Annotated in this window: 24 protein-coding genes; 4 read left to right on the top strand and 20 right to left on the bottom strand. The window is 41.7% G+C overall.

What is annotated here, in order from left to right; genetic code table 11:
• Positions 1-193: 193 nt before the first annotated feature.
• The gene (locus HT574_RS13510) at positions 194-1,864 is read left to right on the top strand and encodes a DEAD/DEAH box helicase (RefSeq protein ID WP_375154123.1); all 1,671 of its coding nucleotides are present in this window, start codon (positions 194-196) and stop codon (positions 1,862-1,864) included.
• Positions 1,851-2,642 carry a YqhG family protein gene (locus tag HT574_RS13505; protein WP_175245008.1) on the top strand — a complete coding sequence of 264 codons (792 nt, stop codon included), beginning with the start codon at positions 1,851-1,853 and terminating at the stop codon, positions 2,640-2,642. The genes HT574_RS13510 and HT574_RS13505 overlap by 14 nt, the downstream gene beginning before the upstream one ends.
• A gap of 51 nt (positions 2,643-2,693) precedes the next feature.
• On the opposite strand, the gene HT574_RS13500 is transcribed toward HT574_RS13505, so the two are convergent.
• The 8 genes from HT574_RS13500 to HT574_RS13465 are packed head-to-tail and all read right to left on the bottom strand — an operon-like array spanning position 2,694 to position 6,257.
• Positions 2,694-2,873 carry a YqzE family protein gene (locus HT574_RS13500; RefSeq protein ID WP_175245007.1) on the bottom strand — a complete coding sequence of 60 codons (180 nt, stop codon included), beginning with the start codon at positions 2,871-2,873 and terminating at the stop codon, positions 2,694-2,696.
• A gap of 50 nt (positions 2,874-2,923) precedes the next feature.
• Positions 2,924-3,316: a competence type IV pilus minor pilin ComGG gene (comGG, locus tag HT574_RS13495; RefSeq protein ID WP_175245006.1), complete on the bottom strand. Its 393-nt coding sequence runs from the start codon at positions 3,314-3,316 to the stop codon at positions 2,924-2,926.
• A 16-nt stretch (positions 3,317-3,332) separates the two neighbouring features.
• Positions 3,333-3,755 carry a competence type IV pilus minor pilin ComGF gene (gene comGF / locus HT574_RS13490; protein ID WP_017435170.1) on the bottom strand — a complete coding sequence of 141 codons (423 nt, stop codon included), beginning with the start codon at positions 3,753-3,755 and terminating at the stop codon, positions 3,333-3,335.
• Complete coding sequence (gene comGE, locus HT574_RS13485; protein ID WP_017435169.1) at positions 3,752-4,075, bottom strand: competence type IV pilus minor pilin ComGE; 324 nt, start codon at positions 4,073-4,075, stop codon at positions 3,752-3,754. Before comGE ends, comGF begins: the two co-directional genes overlap by 4 nt.
• Positions 4,059-4,496 carry a competence type IV pilus minor pilin ComGD gene (gene comGD, locus HT574_RS13480; protein ID WP_175245005.1) on the bottom strand — a complete coding sequence of 146 codons (438 nt, stop codon included), beginning with the start codon at positions 4,494-4,496 and terminating at the stop codon, positions 4,059-4,061. The genes comGE and comGD overlap by 17 nt, the downstream gene beginning before the upstream one ends.
• A complete protein-coding gene (gene comGC / locus HT574_RS13475) occupies positions 4,486-4,785 on the bottom strand; it encodes a competence type IV pilus major pilin ComGC (protein WP_042408565.1) in 300 nt (99 codons plus the stop codon). Before comGC ends, comGD begins: the two co-directional genes overlap by 11 nt.
• Positions 4,786-4,797: 12 nt before the next feature.
• Positions 4,798-5,829 (bottom strand): competence type IV pilus assembly protein ComGB, encoded by a 1,032-nt coding sequence (gene comGB / locus HT574_RS13470; RefSeq protein ID WP_175245004.1) that lies wholly within the window; start codon positions 5,827-5,829, stop codon positions 4,798-4,800.
• Positions 5,826-6,257, bottom strand: coding sequence for an ATPase, T2SS/T4P/T4SS family (locus HT574_RS13465; protein ID WP_375154122.1), 432 nt, complete (start codon positions 6,255-6,257; stop codon positions 5,826-5,828). Before HT574_RS13465 ends, comGB begins: the two co-directional genes overlap by 4 nt.
• Before the next feature lie 599 nt (positions 6,258-6,856).
• Between HT574_RS13465 and HT574_RS13460 the strand changes: the two genes are divergently transcribed.
• Together HT574_RS13460 and HT574_RS13455 are read left to right on the top strand one after the other, a co-directional pair.
• On the top strand, positions 6,857-7,729 hold the full coding sequence (locus HT574_RS13460) for a methyl-accepting chemotaxis protein (RefSeq protein ID WP_175245003.1): 873 nt from the start codon (positions 6,857-6,859) through the stop codon (positions 7,727-7,729).
• Positions 7,730-7,747: 18 nt separating this feature from the next.
• A complete protein-coding gene (locus tag HT574_RS13455) occupies positions 7,748-9,208 on the top strand; it encodes an aldehyde dehydrogenase family protein (RefSeq protein WP_060476189.1) in 1,461 nt (486 codons plus the stop codon).
• Positions 9,209-9,552: 344 nt separating this feature from the next.
• Here HT574_RS13455 and HT574_RS13450 read toward each other — a convergent pair whose 3' ends face one another.
• The 12 genes from HT574_RS13450 to HT574_RS13395 all read right to left on the bottom strand — a co-directional run bounded on the left by HT574_RS13450 (position 9,553) and on the right by HT574_RS13395 (position 23,403).
• Positions 9,553-9,771, bottom strand: coding sequence for a hypothetical protein (locus HT574_RS13450; RefSeq protein WP_029761855.1), 219 nt, complete (start codon positions 9,769-9,771; stop codon positions 9,553-9,555).
• A gap of 69 nt (positions 9,772-9,840) precedes the next feature.
• On the bottom strand, positions 9,841-10,572 hold the full coding sequence (locus HT574_RS13445; RefSeq protein WP_175245002.1) for an N-acetylmuramoyl-L-alanine amidase: 732 nt from the start codon (positions 10,570-10,572) through the stop codon (positions 9,841-9,843).
• The gene (locus HT574_RS13440; RefSeq protein WP_175245001.1) at positions 10,569-10,982 is read right to left on the bottom strand and encodes a phage holin family protein; all 414 of its coding nucleotides are present in this window, start codon (positions 10,980-10,982) and stop codon (positions 10,569-10,571) included. The genes HT574_RS13445 and HT574_RS13440 overlap by 4 nt, the downstream gene beginning before the upstream one ends.
• 20 nt (positions 10,983-11,002) lie before the next feature.
• Complete coding sequence (locus HT574_RS13435) at positions 11,003-11,179, bottom strand: hypothetical protein (RefSeq protein ID WP_175245000.1); 177 nt, start codon at positions 11,177-11,179, stop codon at positions 11,003-11,005.
• 16 nt (positions 11,180-11,195) lie between these two features.
• Positions 11,196-13,148 carry a phage tail protein gene (locus HT574_RS13430; protein WP_175244999.1) on the bottom strand — a complete coding sequence of 651 codons (1,953 nt, stop codon included), beginning with the start codon at positions 13,146-13,148 and terminating at the stop codon, positions 11,196-11,198.
• Between the two features lie 505 nt (positions 13,149-13,653).
• Complete coding sequence (locus tag HT574_RS13425; RefSeq protein WP_175244998.1) at positions 13,654-13,866, bottom strand: hypothetical protein; 213 nt, start codon at positions 13,864-13,866, stop codon at positions 13,654-13,656.
• A 39-nt stretch (positions 13,867-13,905) separates the two neighbouring features.
• Complete coding sequence (locus HT574_RS13420; protein ID WP_217499534.1) at positions 13,906-16,779, bottom strand: DUF2793 domain-containing protein; 2,874 nt, start codon at positions 16,777-16,779, stop codon at positions 13,906-13,908.
• Between the two features lie 120 nt (positions 16,780-16,899).
• Positions 16,900-17,733 carry a phage tail family protein gene (locus tag HT574_RS13415; RefSeq protein ID WP_175244996.1) on the bottom strand — a complete coding sequence of 278 codons (834 nt, stop codon included), beginning with the start codon at positions 17,731-17,733 and terminating at the stop codon, positions 16,900-16,902.
• Positions 17,733-21,731 (bottom strand): phage tail tape measure protein, encoded by a 3,999-nt coding sequence (locus tag HT574_RS13410; protein ID WP_175244995.1) that lies wholly within the window; start codon positions 21,729-21,731, stop codon positions 17,733-17,735. The genes HT574_RS13415 and HT574_RS13410 overlap by 1 nt, the downstream gene beginning before the upstream one ends.
• A 172-nt stretch (positions 21,732-21,903) precedes the next feature.
• Positions 21,904-22,380 carry a hypothetical protein gene (locus HT574_RS13405; protein ID WP_175244994.1) on the bottom strand — a complete coding sequence of 159 codons (477 nt, stop codon included), beginning with the start codon at positions 22,378-22,380 and terminating at the stop codon, positions 21,904-21,906.
• Positions 22,381-22,441: 61 nt separating this feature from the next.
• Positions 22,442-23,026 (bottom strand): phage tail protein, encoded by a 585-nt coding sequence (locus tag HT574_RS13400; protein WP_175244993.1) that lies wholly within the window; start codon positions 23,024-23,026, stop codon positions 22,442-22,444.
• Positions 23,026-23,403 carry a hypothetical protein gene (locus HT574_RS13395; protein WP_175245172.1) on the bottom strand — a complete coding sequence of 126 codons (378 nt, stop codon included), beginning with the start codon at positions 23,401-23,403 and terminating at the stop codon, positions 23,026-23,028. Before HT574_RS13395 ends, HT574_RS13400 begins: the two co-directional genes overlap by 1 nt.
• Between the last annotated feature and the right edge of the window lie 34 nt (positions 23,404-23,437).

Here is a 23,437-nt window from a genome sequence, read left to right as displayed (position 1 = left end):
GGGCAAACTAATGAAGGTAAAAATCGAAAAATAACTTTTAACTTTCTAACTTTATACTACCATTAACAAACAGAGAAGGGCAATAACAAAATAAACGAACTTTTAAATATTAATAAATAATAAACGTTAGTAATTACTGGGATGTTTACATAAACAAAAAAATAAATATTCGTAGTAAGGGAAGGAGATGAATGTGATGCTAGACATTGAAATGGATGAGACGTGGAAGGAAGAATTTATCGAGCGGTTTGAAAAAGATGGCCCATGGGCGAGCTGGGAAATGTACCAGCTCGCATTGGAGGCGGCTATGCATTTAAGCGTGCCTGAATTTGACGGTCTGCAGGCGCCAAAGCATTTGCCGCACTTAACGCCGCTTCCGCATCAGCTCGAAGTCGCAAGACAGGTCGTCGAGAATATGAACGGAAAAGCGATCCTTGCCGATGAAGTCGGACTCGGCAAAACGATTGAAGCTGGGCTAATTTTAAAAGAATATATGATCCGCGGGCTGGTAAAGAAGGTGCTCATTCTCGTTCCCGCCTCTCTTGTATCGCAATGGGTGAAAGAATTGAATGAAAAGTTCTTTATTCCCGCCGTGCAGCAGAAAAAAAGCTATGTATGGGAACAATGCGATGTCGTCGTCTCCTCGCTCGACACCGCCAAAAAAAGCCCGCACCGCGAAATCATTTACAAACAGCAATACGACATGGTCATCATTGATGAGGCGCATAAGCTGAAAAATAACAAAACCAAAAACTATGAATTCGTACAAAATTTAAAAAAGAAGTTTTGTTTATTGCTGACCGCCACCCCGATTCAAAATCGGATCGAGGAGATTTTCAACCTTGTTTCTTTGCTGAAGCCCGGCCATTTAGGGAATGCCGAATATTTCGCAAAAACGTACGGCAAAACGCGCTCCCTGCAAACCAACGAGCATTTAAAAGCGCTAGTCAATAAAGTCATGATCCGCAATCGCCGCGCCGATACCGGCATCGAATGGTCGAAACGCCATGTAGAGCCGGTGCTCATCGAATTTACAAAAGAAGAACGCGAATTGTATGAGGCGGTGCAAGCATTAAATCATGATGGGGAATTGCTGTTTGGCAGTCAATTTTCCCTTATCACGATGCTAAGGGAGGCGTGCAGCAGCCGGGAAGCCCTGTTTCTTACCGTCAAAAATATGATGGACAAATACGAAGGCGATGTTCCGGATTCGTTCCATAAACTGATGGAAAAAATCAATGCCGTCACCACCAATTCGAAAGCGGAAAAAGCGCTGGAGCTGATTCGCTCCATTAATGACAAAGTCATTATTTTTACTGAATACCGGGCAACCCAGCTGTATTTGCAATGGTTTTTAAAGCAGCACGGCATCTCTTCCGTCCCGTTTCGCGGCGGCTTTAAACGCGGAAAAAAAGATTGGATGAAAGAGCTGTTTAAAAACCATGCCCAAGTTTTTATCGCCACCGAGGCGGGCGGGGAAGGAATCAACTTGCAGTTTTGCCGCCATGTCATTAACTATGACCTTCCTTGGAACCCGATGCGGCTTGAACAGCGGATTGGCCGCGTTCATCGCCTCGGCCAGACGGACGACGTCTATATTTATAATTTCGCGGTTAAAAACACGGTCGAAGAGCATATTTTAACGCTCCTATATGAAAAAATCCGCCTGTTTGAGCGGGTCATCGGCGAACTCGACGACATCTTGGCGAAAATGAACTTTGCCAACTTGGAGCGTTATTTGCAAGATGCGTTAGTTCACTCTAGAAGCGAAGGAGAAATGAAAATCAAAATGGAAAATATCACAGCCATGATTGAATTAGCCGACCAGCTTGCCAAAGGAGGAGAGCAGTATGCAGCAACATGAAATACGTCACTTTGTCGAGCGGTATTTCCGCGCTAATGAATGCGCAATTCTTGAAGCGAACGACGAATATATGACAGTGCAGCTGACGATCGAAATGGACAAAGAGTTAATGAACCGGCCGTTTTATTGGCATTATATCGAACGGACTGGCGGCACGCCGCAGCCGATGCAGCTGACGCTGATTACAAAACCAACGGAAAAGACAAAAACTCTGCAGGGGGAGCGGCTGCATTTCGGCTCACCGCGATTGCATCAAATTTTCCGCTCTGCGCAAAAACGCGGCAGCTTCATCCGTCTTTATGAAGAACCCGATGCTTTCCAGCACAAACACGTTCCGCTCCATCCCTGGCTTGGCTTGAACGTAAAAATTTCGTATCAATGCGATCGCAAGAAAGATCAAATTTTATCGCTCGGTTTGCACTTAATTAGCGGGACCATTATCGAATCATTTCATGAGCGGCTGCAAAAACGGAAGCTCACGCCGAAAATTCCTGATTACTGTTTTACGATTTCGCCGCTCATCAAACCGAAAAGCGGGATTGGTCGTTTAGAACAATATATTCGCAGCCGCATTGCCGCGGACGATCATACATGGGCGGAAAAAGCAAAAGAACGCTGGAAGGAAGACTTGGCGCTTCTTGACCACTTTTATGAAGGAATCGAAGAGAAGCCAGAATGTTATTATATTGAAAAAGAGGCGCTGGAACAGCAGTACAAGCCGCGCATTATCGTTTCCGTCATTAACGGAGGAATATTTTATTTGCTTCCTCGTTCTTAACGGTTTTTATGTAAAAAAAAAAGGAGCGTCCCTCTATACGAGAGCGCTCCTTTAGGAATGACGCCGAAATAGGAGGCGAAGGGAAAGGGGAATCATCCCAAACCAATGATACGCTAGCGGCGGTTTTTCTTGTTTTCGTTGTATTCGTTTCTTTTTTCGCTCTTCCTTCGGCAAATCCATATAAGCGACCAATTGTTGGGTGACAAACTTTACATAATCGTTTGCCGCCATCGATGCCACCCCCTTTTTATATTATCCTTTCCATTGCTGTCATTTTTTAATCATGGCTCGTCATTCTCCGTCCACTCGATAATATCGAGCGACGGAAGCAACACGAGAAAAGTGGCGCTATAGCGGATTCCTCCGCTGGAATAGGCGGAAACCGTTGCATGGATGGTCGTTTCATCTATCCTTTTCCACTGATAATCCGCTTTTCCAATCGGGTACAAAAATGTCCCTTCATTTCCCGACTGTAAATCAGAAAAGGAGGCTAGCTGTTTTTTGATGTCAAAGACAGCCATTTGCATAACAGACTCCACTTCAGAAGATTGTTGCTCATACTTCAGCGTTTCCATTTCTACCTCATACAGCGCGAGAACGTGAGCAAGCATAAGAAGAAAGAAAAACGAAACCACGACCGTCATCGGAAAAATGACACCACTCTGCTTGCGCATGCACACCGCCACCTTGCTAAAAAAGTCGGGAAAGAAACGCTTCATACGTTTTTCCGTCCGTCGCCATTACACGAAGAAAAATTCCGTTATTTGTCGCGGTATAGGCGACACTCTTTACAGACTGCAATGCCGTTTCGTTGCCGGTTCCGTTTACTTGCCGGCGGATGGTCGATTTGTATAGATCAAAACTGACTTGCTCCCCTGTAAACTTTTCTAAATATAATACCGTCCCGCTGCTTTTCCATCGTTTCGATTCGTTCAGCTCCCCCTGCAGTTGCTGCAGGAAAATGTGCCACTCCGTACGGTGAAATCCGTTCACATTATCATAGGTAAATAAACGGGCATCGAACAAAAACGGCAACAGCGAGGTGACCAATAAAACGATAGACAATACGGCAATCATTTCTAAAAACGTAAAACCTTTTTTTGCATGAATCATCGTTTTCCATACCCACACCTTTCCACGTTACGGCCTGCATAGTCGTTCCAGCGCACGCACACTTTCCACATGTCATTTTCTTCATAGTACGAATGAAGGACAAACGTAGTCCTTCCATCTACTACCGTTGCTTCCGGTTTCATATGTTCTTCATGCAGGGCGACAGACAATAATTGCTGCGCTTTAGCTTTTAGCGCTATATTTTGCCGCTCCATCACCATTTGCGTAAACAACGGCAGCAATACCGTTGTTACAGCAAGCAGCAGCGCGAGGGCAAAAACCGCTTCCATTAACGTAAATCCGCTACATTTTTTGCACATAAAACCTCCCTTTCCCAAGCAAAAATATAATTTTATAGGTACTGTCTTTTCCTTTTAATAAAAGCGCTCCCGCTTTATTCACATTTCCGTTTTCCAAAAAGAGAAGTGGTAGCGTCAGTGTCGTCATCTGAAACTCCCATGGATTCGGAAGCGTGCGGGTGAAAATCATTTTTCCGGTTTTCGCTTCCATCATCTGATACTCGGGACGGCTTTCCGAAAATATCACTGCCACCGGTGTTTTATGCGTCATCGCATATTGCTGCGCGTATAGTAAATCATCACGCAGCTGCGTAATGACATATGTTTCTGTTTTCTGCCGCACCAAGCTGCTTAATGAAGGAAGTGAAACCGCCATCAACACGGTGATGGCGGATAAAACGAGAAGCATTTCGGTAAAGGTAAACCCGCGATCACGTTCCACTTTCGCTTACTTCCCCGTCGCTATTAATTTGAATGGAGTGGCCGTTTGGGCATTTATCGGACTTAATGTACTTTCCATCGATCAGCTCCTGTACAGTAGGAATTTTGTTATTCTCCATCTCGTAAGCCTTAACCTGCGCTTGGACGGTATTGACAAACGCCGCGCATCCTTTATTGTTAATCATTCCGTTATGTTTGGTTATATTTGGAATGACAATCAACAATAAGACAGAAATAACCATTAATACGATTAGCATTTCGATTAACGTAAACCCCTTTTCATTCTTCATTGTCCTTCCCTCCTATAAATGATTCATCATGGAAAACAGCGGCAGCAAAATCGCCAAATACATGCAAATGACAAGCAAACCAACAAAAGATAGCAGCAGCGGCTGAATGAATTTCAACAACGTTTCCAGTCGTTCCTCGAACGCCTGAAACAATATTTCACCATAGTGATTTAACTCTTTGCCCAATTCCCCATTAGACTGGCCATGACGGATCACGAGCACCAGCTCTTGTTCGTAATAGTTGCAGACACCGATAACGTCATCTAGCGGAAGCCCTTTCGCCAGCTCGTCTTTGATCCTTCTTCCTTCCGCTCGTAAAAACGGCAGTGATTCTTGTCGTTCAAAAGCTTGGAGCGCCTCATATATCGACATTCCTCCCTGCAGTAAATGGCCAAGCTGCAGCGCAAACAGATGGGTGACATAAAGCTTGACCAAAGAACGAAGAAGCGGAATTTTCATCGCAGCGTGGATCTTGGCAGCAACCGCCCATTTTCGAAACGAGCCGATATAAAAAAGAAAACAAACGATACATAAAACAAAAACAACAGCAAACACATTAGGGACAATGGAAACGATGTGCATAAAAACAATGGATGCAGAAGATGGCGAAGAGGATAAAGTGGAAGAAACTTGGGAAAACCGTGGCAGCAACAGATGCCCAACAGCAGTCAACATTAATACCATAAAACACAGCAGCATGAGCGGATAGCTGCTCGTTTTGCGCAGCCTTTGCATATATTCTGCCTTCTGTATCAGCATTTTTCCCGCTTCAATAATGCCGCGCGGTAAATCTCCGTGCTGCTCTGCGAAAAACAAATAGCCGATTGCTTCGTGATGAAAAGGAAGCGAAGCAAGCGATTGGTAAAAAGGCAGTCCCGAACGAAGCCGGGAAAGGCATTGCTGCAAATCATGGCGGCGGGAAAGCGGCTCTTGAATCTCTAAAAATTCGAGCGCTTGTGACAGCGAATACCCTCTTTCTAACAAGCTTCCTAGCCGCACTAAAAACGTTCCTTGCTGATGTAGCGGCCATTTTCGTTTTTTCATTTTTCCCCTCCCTTAACGGCCGTGAGAGTGTGCGCCGGCAAAAACCCAAGCGCCATCCCTTTGCGAATGATATTTTCCAACGTATAGTAACGGCATACTTTGTTCCCTGTTTGCACAGAGCAAATAGCGTCGGATAATGCACTTCCATACAGCAGTTCATGCACAGCGACGCGGCGTACTTTTCGATATTGGCGGCAAACGGGCATGCAATGTTCACCGCAAAACGGACAGAGCAAATCAACAAGCCGCTGCGCCGTTACGGCGAGCAACGTTTGCTCAATATCTTCGAGCGGAATGCCGAATTCGCGTAAACGGTAAATCGCGCCAACCGCATTTTTCGTATGCATCGTCGAAACGATCAAATGTCCTGTCATGGCAGAGCGCACCGCAATTTTTGCCGTTTCGACATCGCGGATTTCCCCGACCATAATCACATCCGAACAATATGCAAAAATCAAAATGAATCAAAACATGTCTAAAACGTTGATATATCAACATTTCTTTAAAAACTAAAAATCACAACATATCATGTTAGATGTATTTTTTGTGGGTAAAATGTGGGTAAAATCTCGGGAAATAATTCGTTAGACAAAACTTGTTCAGAAGGTCGGAGTCTTACTCCGCCTTCTTTTTCTCTGTTAAAGAGACCTACTCAAAGCGATATAATATCCTTCTTGAATGCACACCTCGATCATCGTTCTGGACAGATATCACGTATCGATAAGAGTGTAGACGCGATACGGTTTCGTCATCAAGAGAACAGGTTTTACATTTGTTGGGAGCAAACAATCCATTTTCTTGATTCCAGATAACTTTTCATTTCTCTCCTTAAAGGCCTCATAAGGAAACGACAAATTTATTGGGTTGCACCGTGTCCATTTAAAAGTGGTATCTTCTCGCCTATTTAAGATAAAATTTACAAAACTCCTGCTGATCACGATCATATGTAATATTATTGCTAAAATTTTTCACATTAGTTCCGATAATAAGATTAGTAGAAAAAAATTTCTTAAGGAGGTGGCGTGAAGTGAAAAATGTGGCAGAAAAGGGAAAAACAAATGTTGAGGATATAGAGTTACTCGATGCGTTTCTAAAAGTGGCCCCATACTTGAACCAACTTGTACATGAAGACATTACGGTCGGAATTTATGACACAGAAAAGTTAATTGTTAATTATCCGGCTAAAACATTCTCTTTACATGTACAACCTGGTGATCCTTTACAAGAAGGCGACATCATCACAAATGCGATCAGACAAAACAAGCTTCTCTCTGCTATTGTTCCAAAGGAACTTTTTGGTGTTGACTTAATTGCAAAGGCAATGCCTATTCATGACCATAACGGTCGTATTGTAGGCGGTATTGGAATCGGAGTTAATATGGAGAAGGCTATGCAATTATCGGAAATCTCTTCTAATCTTTCAGCAGTCGTGGAGGAAGTAACTGCAACGATTCAATCAATGGCCGATTCCATCACCGAACTTTCTAATGAAATAACAACAGTTTCAGAAAAGGCTAAAGAAGTAGCCGAAAATGTTAGTAAAATTGAAGGGATTTCGAATTTGGTAAAAGAAATTGCGGATCGGAGTAATTTGTTAGGACTAAATGCTGCTATTGAAGCTGCAAGAGCAGGAGAACATGGTAGAGGTTTTTCCATTGTAGCGGATGAGGTACGGAAAATGGCCAACACCTCGAAACAACATGTCGCAGAAATCAATGAAAAAACAAACCAAATGAAGAATCTTATTAAGCAGCTAAACGATTTTATTCAATCAGTAAATGAAGAATCGAGTGCCCAATCAGCAGCTATTGAAGAACTGTCTGCTACAATGCAAGAAATCAATACAAATATCCAGATGCTTGCAGAAATAGCGAGACAAAATATTGAAATAGAGAAATAAAATTGGGGGGCTAAATTCATGGTAAATTTCAAGTTATTAAATAAGCAATATATCAGTGGAGAATGGAAAGATGGTACTAGCAACAGACAACTGGTAGATTTTAATCCATACAACAATGAAATCATTACAACATTTACATGTGCTAGCTTAAAAGACGTTGATGAAGCTTATCAATCCGCCAAAAAAGCCCAAAAAAAATGGCAACATACGAATCCTATTGAAAAAAGAGCCGTTTTTGAAAATGCGGTAAAATATATTGAAGAAAATAAGGAATCTATCGAAAACATCATTATCGAAGAACTTGGCGGAACAAAACTGAAAGCAGCTTTTGAAATTGATCTTGTTATCAATATTATCAAAGAAGCATCTACATATCCTTTTCGAATGGAAGGAAAAATTTTACCATCACCAGTTGATGGGAAAGAAAATCGCCTATATCGTATTCCGGTTGGAGTTGTCGGTGTGATTAGTCCTTTTAACTTTCCGTTTTTCCTTTCTATGAAATCGGTCGCTCCTGCATTAGGAGCAGGGAACGGTGTTGTCCTCAAGCCGCATGAACATACACCTATCACCGGTGGAACGCTCATTGCCAAAATTTTTGAAGAAGCCGGTCTTCCAAAAGGCCTACTAAATGTTGTTGTAACTGAAATTGAAGAAATTGGCGACGGATTTATTGAACATCCAATTCCAAGGGTTATTTCATTTACAGGCTCGAGTAAAATTGGAAAACATATCGGGGAAGTTGCTGGGCGTCATTTGAAAAAAGTTTCATTGGAGCTGGGAGGAAATAGTGCTCTGATTGTCTTGGATGATGCTGATATTGATCTTGCTGTCAGTGCCGCGGTTTTCAGCCGCTTTACACATCAAGGCCAAATTTGTATGTCAGCGAATCGCATTATCGTTCATGAAAAAGTATATGATGAATTTTTAACAAAATATGTACGTAAAGTGGCCAGTTTGAAATGCGGTGATCCAAGAGACCCTGAAACAATTATTGGACCATTAATGAATGAACGGCAAGTTCAAACGATTGTTAACCTTATTGAAACAGGTATAAAAGAAGGCGCAACACCTATTTTAAAAGGAGAAGTGAAAGGAAACGTTGTAGAACCAGTCATATTTACTGATGTTACGCCTGATATGACGATTGCCAAAGAGGAGCTTTTTGGCCCGGTTGTATGTATTATGAAAGTCGAAAATGACCAGCAGGCGATTGAGTATGCTAACAGCAGTGATTTTGGTTTAAGCGGTGCCATCCATACATCGAATATTGAACGCGGAGCGGAGATGGCGAAACAGATTGAAACTGGCATGATCCATATTAATGACGGAACCATTAATGATGAACCAGTAGTTGCATTTGGTGGAGAGAAAAATTCAGGTTTAGGACGACTCAACGGCTCGTGGAGCTTGGATGCATTTACAACTCTTAAATGGATTTCCATTCAACATACACCGAGAAAATACCCATATTCGTGATCATGATAGAGTCGGTATCCGTCGTTCACTAAGTGAGTAAATCGCTCATAACTCTTTGATACACAAAGGGTTATGAGTGATTATGTTTTCTCATGTATTCTTACCGGAGCTTCGAGAAGGTCATTGAAAAGCATTTTGATTGAAAGTCTTTTTTAAATTTTTTACATTTTTCTTACCTAAGCCAATGTTTCTATCGAAAAACTGATACAGATTGTTCAAAACAATCATCAAGACGATAACGGATAAAAACTTTCTAAAAATAGGAAAGAGAAAGTTGGGGAGCTTTTTCTTTCAGCTTGTCGACAAAGCTAAAAGCTCAGCCCTTCTCCGATGAGAAGGGCTTTTTACTTGGAATCATCTTCAGCGTCCTCGTGGAAAAACGGATATTTCAGGAGCATTTTCTGGAATAGACCTTCATCCTTGATTGGAAGTCGACGCTGCGGAGATTTATAGTAACATTTCTGATGCATGACAGTGTTGATGATGTCGAGGAAAATCTTATCGTCTGGATGGACAATCTCTGAACAAACGGGACAACGCAGTCGGCCGACGATTTCAAACATGGCATCACCTCCTCAATACTCCATTCCACAAAAAATAAAAAAAGCCCTGCCGGGTTGGCAAGGAAGCAATTATTTCAATAATCCAAGTCTATCTAAAATTACGGCCAATTGTGCTCTTGTAACCGGTTCATCCGGGCCAAATCGACCATCACTATGGCCTTTGATGATTCCTGTTTTTATTGCTTTTCGAATGCTTTCCTCTGCCCAATGGCCAGTGATGTCGTCCTTCACGGTATCTTTTTGCACTGTGATTTGCCCTCCTTTTTTCTTAAGTCCGAACGCCTTCTCAAGACCGATAACGTGACCGTAAGCGATTTGTTGTAAGAATTGATCCGATTTGAGCTTTGCCGCGTCGTTGGCGTTGTCAATGAATAGGTTCTCGGTCAAGATGGCAGGCATATTCGTTAAACGAAGCACGGCATAGTTGGCACGTTTCTTGCCTCGGTCTTTAACGTTGCCGATTGCTCGCATAATTTCGCCATGAATCACGTTTTGACATGCGATTGTTTTCGCACTGACGTTGCCGTTGTAAATGTATGACTCGAAACCTGTGCCGCCACCGGCGTTGATATGAACGGAAAGGAAGAAATCAGCACAGGCCTTGTTTGCGATTTCTGCCCGCTCTTCTAACGATAAGTAACAGTCAGAGGTGCGGGTGTAGATGACTTGTACCCCTTCATATTCACCTAACATATCACCTATCATTTTACCTATTTTCATCGTTAAGTCTTTTTCTCGCAAGCCATTGCCGACCGCTCCTGGATCACTTCCACCATGTCCCCAGTCAATGACAAATTTCATTTTTTATCACCCTCCTTACTTTTTCCTTTCAACACTTCAACTGCTTGCAACAGACGTTCCGGTACATCAATACCCATTCTTTTAGCATTTTCAAAAATACTTAACAATTCGTTTGCGATATAAAAAACGACAGTGGCATCTCGAAACATATTTTTTGTTCCAAGCGCAGTATCGACTTGATGAGCAAGAGCAACCATCACAAATATCATGACTTTTTTAGCAATCCCTTTAAATCCGATTTTGCTTGACAATGTTTTTTCCATAAACGCGGCGACTGTTCCGCTCCCATAATCAATAACACTACTCCAAAACAAAACGATAATCAATCCAATCGACTCACCAAAAATTAAACCAGCAAAACCGCCAAGAATAGCCGCGCTGGTTTTAAAAGCAACTTCTAATCGTTCCATTTTTTCGCCGCCTTTCTAAACTATTGCTGTTGAACCGGAGCAATCAATTTCACGCTTTGCTTATTGACGACAATATTGCCGATTGCCACCATTAAAATTTTCGGGTCATTGAGCTTCGCTGCTAAATCTGTTGCGTTGTAGTCTGTCATCTCCGCTGTAATCGTTGTGTTGTCGTGTAAAATGATTTGAACTGCCATAATACCATCCTCCTTTTTATACTGCTGTATATGGAATATATCCTACCTGTACCCCATTAAGGTACAGGTTTAATCTTCTGCCCGTTGTATATATTCCGAGTTGGATTGCTTGTCCGCTGCTAGGTTTTACATATTCATAGTCGGAATGAACATGCCCCGAAAAAGAGAACGCACTCGCGTGGTATCCGTCTAGTGTATCTGCGTTTCCTGCGCTGTTTGCGTATTGAACGCTGTACGGAACGTTTGAGCCATATATGACATTACTTGCACTAGAAAGATCTACAATCGCTCCGCCACCATAATAACTTCTGAAATAAATTCGGCTTCCGTAAAGATACAAATAGTCATTCGCTTCTATGTTTAGTGATGAAGTATTTGCAGGTGATTCGATAGATGCATCACTTCTGAATAATATCGTTTTTCCTCCTGAATCAAACAATGGGTCGCCGATTCGTAACGTGCTATTGACTCTCGTGATACCGTCGAGATTGATCTTACTTGCTTCAATCGTTACCATTGTTGCTGTCTGATTGATTCGTGACGCGATTTCGTTTCCGTTGTAATCCGAATAGCTGACTTTTGTTGCTATTTGGTTCGCTTGGACGGTCAATTGAGATTCAGCGCTTTGGATTCTTGAGTCTAATCCATTAACCTCGGAGTACACATTTCCTATTTGTTGGTCAACGTATTGGACGGACGCTTTCAATGCCACTGTTCCTGCTATAACCTCAATGGAAGATTCAACCGATTCGATTCTTCCGTCAAAATAGTTGTATGCATCGTCTATTACGTCGTCCGTATATGCTTTAGACTCAATTAAAACGCCATTCGCTTTGATGTCGATTTGAGAGTATGCAGCTTGTATCTCTTCATCTAATCGATTGTTGAGTTGTTGCACGGAAAGCACAATGTTATCCGCTTCAATTTGTAGCGTCGCGATACTTTCGTCGATTCGCTCGACTTCCATCGCAATGCGTTCGTTTGTTTGTTCGATTTTGGAGCGTGTTTCTTTTTTGTTTTCCTCGATGTCTACTTTCGTTTCCGTCAAAATATCGGTAAATACACGTTTTTTGTTAGATAAGGTAACAACCGGACTGCGCTTGTTAAACGGATAGCGCTTGATTTCCATCACGCGCGTTTGAAAATCAATGCCTAATGGTTCATAAATCACCCATACCCGATCGCCAAGACCAACATCGAAACCTAATTGTGATAACTCTAATTCAATGGTCACTTCCGGCACGTCAGCGAGTTCCTGTTTCAGTCGCTCTAACAGTGATTCCGCAATCGTGTATCGCTCGTCTTTGATTGGCTCCGCCCATCTTGTTCCGTATATCGCTTCGTTTGGCGAATGGTACTCGACGACAAGCCCATTTGCGCCATATCCTTTGATCGCAGTCGCAAGTTTAGTTGTATCTACCGATTTTTGGAGTGTCTTGATATTGTGCTTATACCGAAACTGCTCGTCTTTATCCTCCCCTATTTGTTTAGCAAAGCGCAAATGCCTGCCGGGCATGATTTGCACTTCACACCCGAATGCATCGCAAATCTGCCTAACGAGTGCAACGACGTTCCCTTCACCAAAATCCGGTATAAACGCGCTGCCTGTCACGTTGACGTTTTCAAACGTCCATCCTGTTCCAGCAAGGGAATACTGTGCAAATTCATCCAACGTGTGTGTACCGCCGTATGTTCCTTCTTGATAGTGGTCAACCAAGTCAAAGAAAATGTGCTGTGCATGGACTTCTTTGCTTGTGCGCACCTCATTCATCTGCTTGATACGGAATTCGTGACCGTCAAGCTCGACAATTGATTCTTCTTGCACAAGCGGATAGGCGTATCGGTTGTTTTCCGTATTGGAACAAACAAACTTTATAGAATATTCGCCGTTTACCTGTTCCGCAACCTCTACGCCTTTTGCGTCGGGTAATAACTCGGTCTGCCCTTGTAAACTCGTAACAACGAGCATGTGTTCACCTCCTTTTTAGAGCAAAATAAAAAAGCCCTATTTAGGGCTTTGGATGAGATTATCTTGGCGAAACACTACCGCCACGAAAAATCATTGGTTTCCGTGATGATGTGAATCTGTCGCAAACTTCATCGACTCTCGTTTTCAATAGGTGAATTTGACATATTTTTTGATGATCGTGGTAAAGACATTTTTTACAAACCTTTTTTGGATTGTCATGCTCCTTAATACCTAAATTTTCTTTGATAACATCCCGTTCGTTCTTCTTCATTTTTCCCACCAACCCCGGTAATATTTAGTATATATATACTATATATCGGTGGTTTTTTGTTACTTTTATACTATGAAAAAATAAAAAGGAGCTATTACAAGCTCCTTTTGGATTATTTATATAAAAGCGTCATTTTATTAGTCCGTGTACCCTTCTACTCTCAACATACTTTGATACGGCTCCGGTACATCAGAAAGCCGCTTCATTCCTTTTTCAATAAGATAGCGATATAAATTAAGCATTTTCTAGCACCTCCACTCTTTGTTTTAATGATTCAATTTCTGACAGTAACATAACGATCAATTCGCCGAGTTGATCGTCGTTTTGAAGCGCGACCACTAAAGTACTAGCAATATCCTCAAGTGCTGGTGGAGTTTCTACTTTATCCAACTCCTCCGCACTCACTCCGTTTTGAATCAGCCACTCACGCAACGCTTCTAAATCCATTCCATTTCACCTCCTCATGAAATAAGCGTTAGACGGATATTATCCGCCTAACGCTTTGATTCTTTTATATAGCTCCGCAATCGCCCGTACATTCACGCTTACTTGTGCCGCAATATCACTCTGCTTCGCTACCACATCGTCAACAACCGACTTCAAGCTACTATCATAGTTGGCTGTAACTGTAAGGATGTTGGTTGTAAATAGATGACGGTCAAGTACGAGATAGGTGACGGTGTATTCGGCTGTTGGGTCGTAATCGTTTTGTGGAATTTGCGCCCATCCAATACCACTTGTAATACGTTCAGGAAAGTAACTTCCTATTGTCCATTTTTTATCCACAATACCGTTTTTGAATATGTTAATGATTTTTGTAGCTCTATTTTTTAAATAGTTTCCACTTACATTTTCTACGTTAATGTTATATTTTCCACTATATAGTATAGGCGTTACCTTCTCCCGTACAATCACACCTGTCCCGACTTGTACCTGCGTAACACCATTCACAACTAGATCGCCTTCTACTTTATCTGTTACAATTTCTGTCACAGGTGTTGAGCGTACATATGATAGCTTGTAATACGAGATTTTCCCTTCTGAAATCGTTGGCGCTGGTTCAGCTGGTACGGTCGTTACCGCACGGCTTAAATCGCTATCACCGATTGGATACCATGTTTTTGTACCTGTGCCATCATACGGAACTCCATATGTGCCGTTGCACATGCGCCATCCCCAAAAATACGCTCTCATCTCAGCAAGGTTTGGTGTGTAGTTTTCACCCCAACCAGAATCGACGTTGGAAATAGATAAGACAACGGCGGAGCCACTGGAGTATGCATCATCTGGTGCAACCATATTAGATGTTCCGATAGTTGGACTATTTCTCAAAGGTTTTCCATCGTATTTAATGACTTGGACTGTTTTTGTACTTCCATATCCGGAAGGAGGCGCATAGGTGGTAGTATAAACAGACTTGAAGCCAGGTAATTTAACTCCACCGCCCCACGCTAAATTGCCATCTAACACCAAATCCTTCTCAATCCATTTCGTAACCTTCCAATCCTGTCCTTCTTTCCATAAAATATCTTTTTTATCGGATAATGCACCGAGTTTCACTTCAGCAAACAAATATGATGGATTGCGTGGTACGAATGGTTTGGCTTGGTTTCCAACTGTGAGCATCGGGTTTTTAATGGTATAAGGGTTCGATAAAGTCGCCGCGCTATCGCCAGATCGTATAATAATAGTTATCAAGTCAGATGTAGCCGTAAAAGAAAAACTGTTTGCACCTGTGTAAGCGTTGAGAAAGCTGCCTGTGCGAGCATCCATAACTATGGCTTGTTGTGTTTTGTCTTTTTCCCAACTAAATGTGTATTGTTGTCCCTTTATTACGTTCACAGTGATTTGTAATGCTTGAGCAGTCACGGTACTGATTTCATATGTGATTTCATATGGATTTGATACTTTCTCAACAAGACTAGCATGTTTTGTCCACTCACTAAATGGTGGCAACAAGTTCTCGCCTTCCGCAATCACATACGGATTTTGAACGTGTTGAACGCTTTCCACCATCGGATAACGACGCATAACTTCATTTTCATCCCACGTTGTAAGGATATTTGCATACTCTGTCGAATCAACTTCATATAATGGGAATCGTGGATTCAAAAGCTGAGTGTCTGATTTAAGTTCAATTTCGAGTTCAACATAGTCAGTATAAATTACGCTTGGCGTTGTACTATTCGATGGTTCGGCGTAAGCAATGAAATGTACAAAACCATTATTATCAATTCTGTCAGTCAGGCTTCCAATTGGTCTAGATAATAACCCTATCTGCGAAAGTGTATGACTAACTGCATATTGCCCGCTCCAATTATTCAAAGTAACGTCCCAAAAATCTAAAGTGGCCTTGTTACCTGATGGACTACTACCGTAACCGTACCAAGAACAAGAAACTCTAGTAAGATTTTGTTTTAACCACATTACTTTCCCTGCCGTATCGGAAGCAGGAATTTTTCCTACGTTTCGTTCGATGGCTTCAATAAGGTTGAAGGAGAAAAGGTGTTGAGCTATTAAACCACTAACTCCTGAACTTGTTTGTTGATATCCTACTATACCATCTTTCTTTGCGATAATGTTGTAATCTGATTGTAAAAACTCTGCCCATGTTCCCGTAGGAGTTTGAAGCGTAGATGCAACTCCTACACGCTTAGCCACATGTGGGTTCTCCACTGTACTTCCTACGACTTTCCCTTCAAAATTCGATACACGAATCAAAATCGGTTTCTCGTCTTTGCCTTGAAACTTTGCTACACCAGAATAAATCGTACCATCACTGAATTTAACTTTCGATTTTTTATCTGAAAGGACATAATATTTTGTTGAATCAAGAATGTTTTGTGATACGTTAACAAGTGTACGACCTTCGATTCGGATGTCTAATGGACTATTTTGTGATGAGTTGATAACATTGAGCCCATGACCAATGACAGTAGATTGTTTATTTTGTTTTGAGAGTTCGTTTGCAAGATTATTAAGAGCCATGCTGTTATATTGTTGTGTAAATTGCCATGTGCTACCGTCATAGCGATAGATTTTTCCGTCATCTAGTGTCATTACTGTCCATCCGAGTTGTGGGGAAGGGTAGGTTGTTGCAATTGCCGAATACGTTGCTACAGGAGTTTTCCATACAGTTTTGTTTTGGTCGGCAACGGATTTAGCGTAGTCGCCTTGTTGCTGTGCATACAATCCTTTTTCATTCGCAAAATTTCCTTGTGTTTGCGCATAATCCCCTTGTTGCGCCGCATAATCGCCTTTATCTTGTGCATAATCCCCGCTAGTCTGCGCATAAATCGCTTGTGTGTTTGCTTCCTCTGCGGCTTCAAGTGCTTGTTGTGCCGCTTCTCCGCCGATCATTCGTATATCATGCTCGATGTCGTCAAAGTTTGCGTTGAGGTCGTTTCTAAAGTTTCGATCGAACGAGTCGCCAATATCACGGTACGGATATCTCATCAACATGCTGCATCACCGTCCTTGTTATAAATAATAAAAACGGAAGTCAAACGAGATTTCGAAAGGCCCCGTTGCTCCCGTTATGGTGAAGTCGTTCCATCCTGATTTCAATGTGATTAGTTTTCGGTTCGTGTTTCCGAAAATGCTCGCCCCGTTTTTCAGCGACCGCACGCCGTCAAGGGTGATTGTGTCCCCTGCTTGCGTCGTTCCCGTGTATTGCCATGTATCACCTGTTGTCGCGTTTGTAATCGTCAGATTCGCAGACGCTCCTGTGAATTCAATTTTTAACGGCAACACACGCGGGTCAATGTCAATATCACCAGCGTTGTAAATACGGAATGATGTTGTTGTGTGCGTATATTTCAAATCATTCGATTCAATCAATCCCTGCCCGATTTGCCACAATTCACTGTCGAAAGTGAACGGGTCGAGGGTTGTTCCTACCGATTCTAAAAAGACGGAATGAATGACAAAATCAACATTAAACTCTCCATCTTCTAATGTTAAATAATCTATATCAAAGTCGTTTGCTACCTTGACTTTCATTCTTTTGCCTGGTTGTAAATCACGTATAATATACAATTCCTCTAGAGGGTTAAAAATCCGAAACAATTCATCCCGGAATAAATCAAAATCAGTGTAATCCATTGCTTCGACCATGATTGTCGTTTTAACTACTCTTTCTTTTAATGTGGTTTCAAGAAGGACAGACCCGTGTCTCCCTTCTACTGTTTCTGTGATATGTTCAGGAGAAGGGGAAAGAATGCGGAAAGAGCTGACCCATAAATTTTTTTCGTGTAGATCGATAATCGAACCGTCTTTATATAGAATCTTGAAATTAAAGACGCTCTTATCCATCACTTGACACCTCTAAAAATTAAATTACTTGTTGTAGCATTCCCCATCATCTGGTTGATATATGGAAATTGATTTCTTGCAATCTCGTACCCATCTAATTCAGTAACGACTGTTATGTGAATTTCTTGTTTCCCAACGAGACTGTTGGCAAGTGTTTCACCTAAACTTTTTCGGTACTCACTTGTTGCGGCAATCATCGCGCCGATTTTTCCGAGAACCCTATCGGTCAACGGCATGATCGCTTCTGGTCCAGCTTCTCCGACTCCTTGTAGTCCTGCATTTGCTGTGTTAAAGATCGTTGGTTCCTTGAAAATACCGCCTTTTGCGTTCCAGCTTACTTTTATCTTCGGTACAGACGGTGGTGTTAAGCTAAACTTCCCTTCGATGCTGAATCTCGGTAATTTCGGCAACTGGATTTTCGGTATTTTTAGTTTCAATCCACTGAAAAATCCTTTTATTTTATCGATCGCTGTTTTAATCGCATCTCGCGCCGTTTCAACAGGTTTTATCATCGCACTTTTAATCCCGTTCCAAACAGTGGTTGCCGTTGATTTAATGCTGTTGAAAACATTTGAAATCGTGGAACGGACTCCATTGACGACATTAGATACTATTGATTTGATTCCATTCCAAACGTTTGAAATGACTGATTTTATACCATTCCAAACGGAGGACGTGACGCTTTTAATGGTGTTCCATACGCTTTGAATGATCGTTTTAACAACATTAATTGCTGCTGAAATGATTGTTTTGATCGTATTCCAAACCGATGATGTGATATTTTTTATTGCATTCCAAACACCGCTCCAGTCACCTTTCAGAACAGATGTAAACAGCTTGATGATATTCGTAATGATTTGAATGGCGTTTTGGATGATTTTTAGAATCGCCGGAAAAACAATTTGAACTATTTTTAGGATGAATTGAATAGCTGGAACTAAGACCGTTCTTATAAAGGTAGCCGCTAACTTTAGAACTGTAATAACAATTGGGATAACCGCCTGGATGATCTGCAAGATCACCGGAAAGACCGTTTGAACGGCTTGTAAAATCAACGGGATAACCGCTTTAGCAATTTGTAAAATAACCGGAACAATTGACAGCAATACTTGCAAAACAATCGGGATGACCTGCTGTATGACTTGCAAAATAACAGGGAATACAGCTTGTACCACTTGAAGTAGCGTTGGTAAAACGCTAGATACGATTTGTAAAACAACAGAGATAATTGCTTGAATCAGCTGTGTGATGACCGGTATTACGGACATAACGATTTGCAAGATAACCGGCATTATAGATGCAAAAGTATTAGCCAATTGTGGCAGTAACTGTGCAAAGATTGGTGTAATACTTTGGGCGAGTTGGCCAAATACTTGACCTATTGTCAATCCAAGTTCCATCAACGCTTGACCAAGCTGAGCAAATGTAGGTGCCAACTGCTGAAAGCCTTGAGCTAAAACAACCTCAGTTTGTTGAAATTGCGGCGCTAATTCCGCAAACATCATAGAGAACTGATCGAAAACTGGCTGCAAGGCCACCAAGACATTACTTACTAACGATAAGATACCTTGGAAAACTGGCGTCAGTGTCGTTAACAAACTTCCTCCAGCTTGAACGATGGATGTAAAAACGGCTCCTAAACTAGATGCTAAACTTGATAATGATGGACCAATAGAGCTTAATAGACCTGTCACAGTCTTGACTAGTGAAGCAAATACTGCCCCTAGTGAGGAGCCTATTTGTTGAAAAACAGGCTGGAGTTGTTGAAAAGCATTCATAATTTGCGCTAAAACAGGCTGTACAGCTTGGACAATTGAGTTCCAAGCATTCGAAATGACTTCTCTTGCCTTCTCGTTTTGAGCAATAAACATGATGAGATGCGGCAAAAACATCATAAACAGCGTTCCAAGCAGTCTGAACGGTCCTAAAAGTAATCCAAATGTTTTCCCTAATATTCCTACACGAGAGTTGGCGATAGTTGCCGCTATCCCTAACCTCGAAAGTGAAGCCGCATAAACATTCGTGGCTGTGCCAGCTTTCGTTGAACTTTCCCAAGTCAATGTTATTCGTTTGGTTAGTATTCCTAAACCTAGCGCAAATTGTCCGACCATTGCGATTAATGGTCCGATAGCTACTCCTACTAAACCTAAAATTACAATTAGGTTTTGAATAACTGGATGCAAGCCATTAAATTTATTGACTAACCTTTCGATATAAGGGATGGTGCCATTTAATATGTCCAGTACCCTTGAACCAAACGGCGCCAAAGTGGATTGCAATTTTCTGAATGTCGCTTGTGCCTTTTGGCTAAGCGACTGCTCCATTGTATCTCCAAGCTCTGAGATGGCACTTTCATAACCTCTTAAAGCATCCGTCTGATTATCGAGTGAATACATTACATCTGCTTCAAGGTCTTCCCATTTAGTCCCGAAAAGAGCCACGCCGATCTGGTTAGCCTTAACTTGGTCATCCATCTTTTCTAGTTCAGGAATAACGGCATTGAACACATCAGCAACAGTCGCTTTCCCGGCCAGGAAATCTTCCCATACTTTTTGAGTGTGTGAGCTCAATTGAGCCATCGCATCGGAAGTTGTTTTAGACCCGTCTTTGATACGGATCTGGAACTCTTTCATTGCATCGTTGATATAGTCAAGGTTATACGCCCCGTTTTTAGTACCGTTGATGAGAATACTGAAATATTCTTCGGCACTGAATCCCATTTGTTTGAACAGTGGAGCATATTCTGATACATTGTCAAATAACTCGTTAGAGAAGTTCAGACCGTTTTGTGCGCCTTTTGCCAGCAAACCAAACGCTTCATCCGCGCTCATCCCAAAATTGATCATTAATTGATTAGCGCCACGAGTAACCTCATTGACATCTGCCTCGAATACTTTTGCTAAATTAAGCGCATTTTTTGTAGCCTCTTGCAGTTCTCGCCCGGAGCCGATATCACGCATATTTTGTTTGACGCGCCCCATTGCCCTTGCCACTTCATCGGCGCTTTCTGCATATCCACTTTTCCAAACAGCCATCATGTCTGCTTTTAGTTGTTTTGCTTCATCACCTGTTGCCCCTAAAGCTGCAATAAGCTGCCTTGTAGCTCCATCGATGTCGGTTGCAGATTTCACAGAAATGGCGCCAATCCCCGCCATTGCAGGCATAACGGTTGCTGTTAAAGCCTTCCCTGCATCGCTCATTTTGTTCCCAGCATTTTCAAAAGACTTTGCTACTTGATCAACTTTTGAAGCAGCTTTTTGCATTTCGGCTGTTTGCTGGCTGAGGGCTGCTTTTGTTTGGGAAATTTCATTCGCCAGTTTTTGTTCTGCCGTTTTTAGCTTCAAAAGTTTAATTTCAAGCTGCTGTACTTCAGCAGAGTTTTGACCATATGCTTGTTTTGCCAATTCTAGCTGTCGTTCAACGTTTTGAACTTGTTTTGCAGCTAACTGATGTTCAGTTTTTAGTTGAGATAACTTTAATTTCAATTTATCTGTTTCGCTAGCATTGGCGCCTAACTTCGCTTTTTGTAAATCAAATTCTGCAGCAGTTTTGGACAATTGTGCAGAAAGTTGTTGTTCTTCTTGCTTCAACTTATTGAGTTCTTGCGCTGTCGAACTAGTTTGCTGAGATAGGCGAGAAAGCTCTTTTTCAGTTGCATTGATTTGATTAGCCAGTCTTTGTTCAGCTATTTGTGCATCCAGCAAGCTCTTAGCCATTTTATTAGCTTCTTGTGAATTTTCACCGAAAGTAGCTTTTACTTTGGCTAGTTGCTGTTCTGTAGCTTGAACTTGTTGTTTGGCATTCTCATATGCTTTTTTCAAATAATCTAATTTTGCAGTCAAGCGATCAGATTCAGTGCCATTTTGTTTTAACTGTTCCTCTTGAAGCTGGAACTCTTTGCGGAGTTTGGCACTCTCATTTTTCATCTCTTGAATTGCTTTATTGAATTCCTGATTAAAGACCCTAAACGTGACTTTCGCTTCTGAATCTTTAGCCATGCTTTCTCACCTACCTCCTAAGCTTCTTTTGGATTGTTCCGCCATCCCTCAAATGCAAGCGCTCCTTGATATATGCGCTCAACACTCGCAATCGGCTCATGCCAAAAAGTTTCCGAGTCGATTCCTGCTCCAAGACAATACAAAACGTACAAATCCTCCACACACTCAATTTTTAGCGTCGGCGGTTTGACTTTTTTCCGTTTTTTAAGCTTTTATTTGTGCTTTGTTGAAGAGCTTTCGCAAATTGGTTTGGATCCGTTGACATCAGGTCGACAATGAGATCCATGTACAGTTCCATTGTGACGTCGATTGGTTCATGATATTTCTGCAAAAACTCATCGAAAGAAAGATCGGTATTTTTGTTTGCGCCGATGAATGCCAAATAGATAACCTGTTGCATTTTGGTTTCGTCAATTTGATCAAAAATAGAAGGATCTAAATCATTACCTCTTGTCAGCGCTTCAAGTCCCTGCATCTTCAAAAGGCTAGTAAATAGTGAACTCTCAATTAACCCCATTTCCTTACCTTTTTTGAGTGCATAGTTTGTCAAAAAGACAGGATACGTTTTTTCGTTAACGAATACTGTTTCAAACTCACCATTAACTTCTCTTACCTCAACGTCTTTGAGCGTAACTTTTCTCACCTTCATTTGATTCCCCTCACTTTCTTGATTTCAAAAATAAAAAGCCCCCTAAATAGAAATCAGGGGCTTATGGTGTCGGAACAGCTTTAACTAATTCAGGTGTAAATTGCGTATGCCATTGATTGGCGACGGTAGGATCTTCTAGTTCGTCCACGAATGACTCATAATATAAATTCCCTAAACTGTCCTTCAATGCAGTAAATTGTAATTCAAGCATAGCTACTTCATCTGCGCCGTTTTCAATTGAAATTTTAAATCCAGTGTTATTTGAGCAATTCGGGAAAGCAATGAGCTTCACAACATCTTCAAACTCATCAATCACATCTGCTGTGAGAACAAACTGTTTTCCTTGTGAAAGCTCGCCATATGCCCAAACACCCGGTTTTAATCCGTCTGTTTTCAATCCAAAGAAATCGCGAGCTACTTGGACAGGGATATGTGCGTTCACAGTCAGATTCATTTTATTTGGCTTGAATTTCCGCTTAACTTCAACACCTTCACATCTTTTCACAATCTCAATACCTTCTGTCTCTCCCTCAATCGTCCCAACGCAACCAAATTTTGTGCCTGGCTGCTGTGTCCCGTTATCAATGAACTGAACACTTGCATTTTTAATCGATACGGCATCAAATTCCTGAATAACAGTAGGCATTATGATTCCTCCTCTAGAATTTGATCAATTTTTTCATGCAATTTAGCTAGTATCTTCGGAGTTGCAGCCTCCAAACCGCGTTCCATGAAACGTTGTTCAACCGGGTTATGTGCCCCCCGCCCTTCGTTTGGAAAAACAAGATAACCAAAGCTGCCTTTTTTGTTGGCAGCTCCGCCTCTTGCTTTAATCACAAAACCGAGATTAATCTTTTCACTTTTGCTCCAGTTGCTGTGTTTCGCGTGTTTCTTGTTTCTGATTTTTCCCTTTCTTGTCGAAACAGGGATGAGCTTCGTAATTTCTTCTGTGGCTATTCTGATACCGTCGGTATGCAGAACATCATTTGTGGCACTTTCCATTTTGTCTGGAAGCTTCGCCATTTTCATTTCTAAATGTTCGATCGCCTTATAATCC

Origin of the sequence: Parageobacillus sp. VR-IP, from assembly GCF_013357975.1 — a bacterium.
GTDB classification, from domain to species: Bacteria; Bacillota; Bacilli; order Bacillales; family Anoxybacillaceae; genus Saccharococcus; species Saccharococcus caldoxylosilyticus.
Note: the sequence above shows the minus strand (reverse complement) of the source record. Positions and strands in the feature narration are given on the sequence as shown.

Bases quoted from the DNA above. Each gene is read 5' to 3' on its own strand.
- comGB (WP_175245004.1), bottom strand. From the start codon at position 5,829: ATGAAAAAACGAAAATGGCCGCTACATCAGCAAGGAACGTTTTTAGTG.
- HT574_RS13415 (WP_175244996.1), bottom strand. From the start codon at position 17,733: ATGGATAAGAGCGTCTTTAATTTCAAGATTCTATATAAAGACGGTTCG.
- HT574_RS13440 (WP_175245001.1), bottom strand. From the start codon at position 10,982: ATGGAACGATTAGAAGTTGCTTTTAAAACCAGCGCGGCTATTCTTGGC.
- HT574_RS13425 (WP_175244998.1), bottom strand. From the start codon at position 13,866: ATGGATTTAGAAGCGTTGCGTGAGTGGCTGATTCAAAACGGAGTGAGT.
- HT574_RS13455 (WP_060476189.1), top strand. From the start codon at position 7,748: ATGGTAAATTTCAAGTTATTAAATAAGCAATATATCAGTGGAGAATGG.
- HT574_RS13410 (WP_175244995.1), bottom strand. From the start codon at position 21,731: ATGGCTAAAGATTCAGAAGCGAAAGTCACGTTTAGGGTCTTTAATCAG.
- HT574_RS13505 (WP_175245008.1), top strand. From the start codon at position 1,851: ATGCAGCAACATGAAATACGTCACTTTGTCGAGCGGTATTTCCGCGCT.
- comGC (WP_042408565.1), bottom strand. From the start codon at position 4,785: ATGAAGAATGAAAAGGGGTTTACGTTAATCGAAATGCTAATCGTATTA.
- HT574_RS13395 (WP_175245172.1), bottom strand. From the start codon at position 23,403: ATGGCGAAGCTTCCAGACAAAATGGAAAGTGCCACAAATGATGTTCTG.
- HT574_RS13435 (WP_175245000.1), bottom strand. From the start codon at position 11,179: ATGGCAGTTCAAATCATTTTACACGACAACACAACGATTACAGCGGAG.
- HT574_RS13445 (WP_175245002.1), bottom strand. From the start codon at position 10,572: ATGAAATTTGTCATTGACTGGGGACATGGTGGAAGTGATCCAGGAGCG.
- HT574_RS13450 (WP_029761855.1), bottom strand. From the start codon at position 9,771: ATGTTTGAAATCGTCGGCCGACTGCGTTGTCCCGTTTGTTCAGAGATT.
- HT574_RS13400 (WP_175244993.1), bottom strand. From the start codon at position 23,026: ATGCCTACTGTTATTCAGGAATTTGATGCCGTATCGATTAAAAATGCA.
- HT574_RS13430 (WP_175244999.1), bottom strand. From the start codon at position 13,148: ATGCTCGTTGTTACGAGTTTACAAGGGCAGACCGAGTTATTACCCGAC.
- comGF (WP_017435170.1), bottom strand. From the start codon at position 3,755: ATGATTCATGCAAAAAAAGGTTTTACGTTTTTAGAAATGATTGCCGTA.
- comGE (WP_017435169.1), bottom strand. From the start codon at position 4,075: ATGTGCAAAAAATGTAGCGGATTTACGTTAATGGAAGCGGTTTTTGCC.
- comGG (WP_175245006.1), bottom strand. From the start codon at position 3,316: ATGCGCAAGCAGAGTGGTGTCATTTTTCCGATGACGGTCGTGGTTTCG.
- HT574_RS13420 (WP_217499534.1), bottom strand. From the start codon at position 16,779: ATGATCGGCGGAGAAGCGGCACAACAAGCACTTGAAGCCGCAGAGGAA.
- HT574_RS13465 (WP_375154122.1), bottom strand. From the start codon at position 6,257: ATGGTCGGGGAAATCCGCGATGTCGAAACGGCAAAAATTGCGGTGCGC.
- HT574_RS13405 (WP_175244994.1), bottom strand. From the start codon at position 22,380: ATGAAGGTGAGAAAAGTTACGCTCAAAGACGTTGAGGTAAGAGAAGTT.
- HT574_RS13500 (WP_175245007.1), bottom strand. From the start codon at position 2,873: ATGGCGGCAAACGATTATGTAAAGTTTGTCACCCAACAATTGGTCGCT.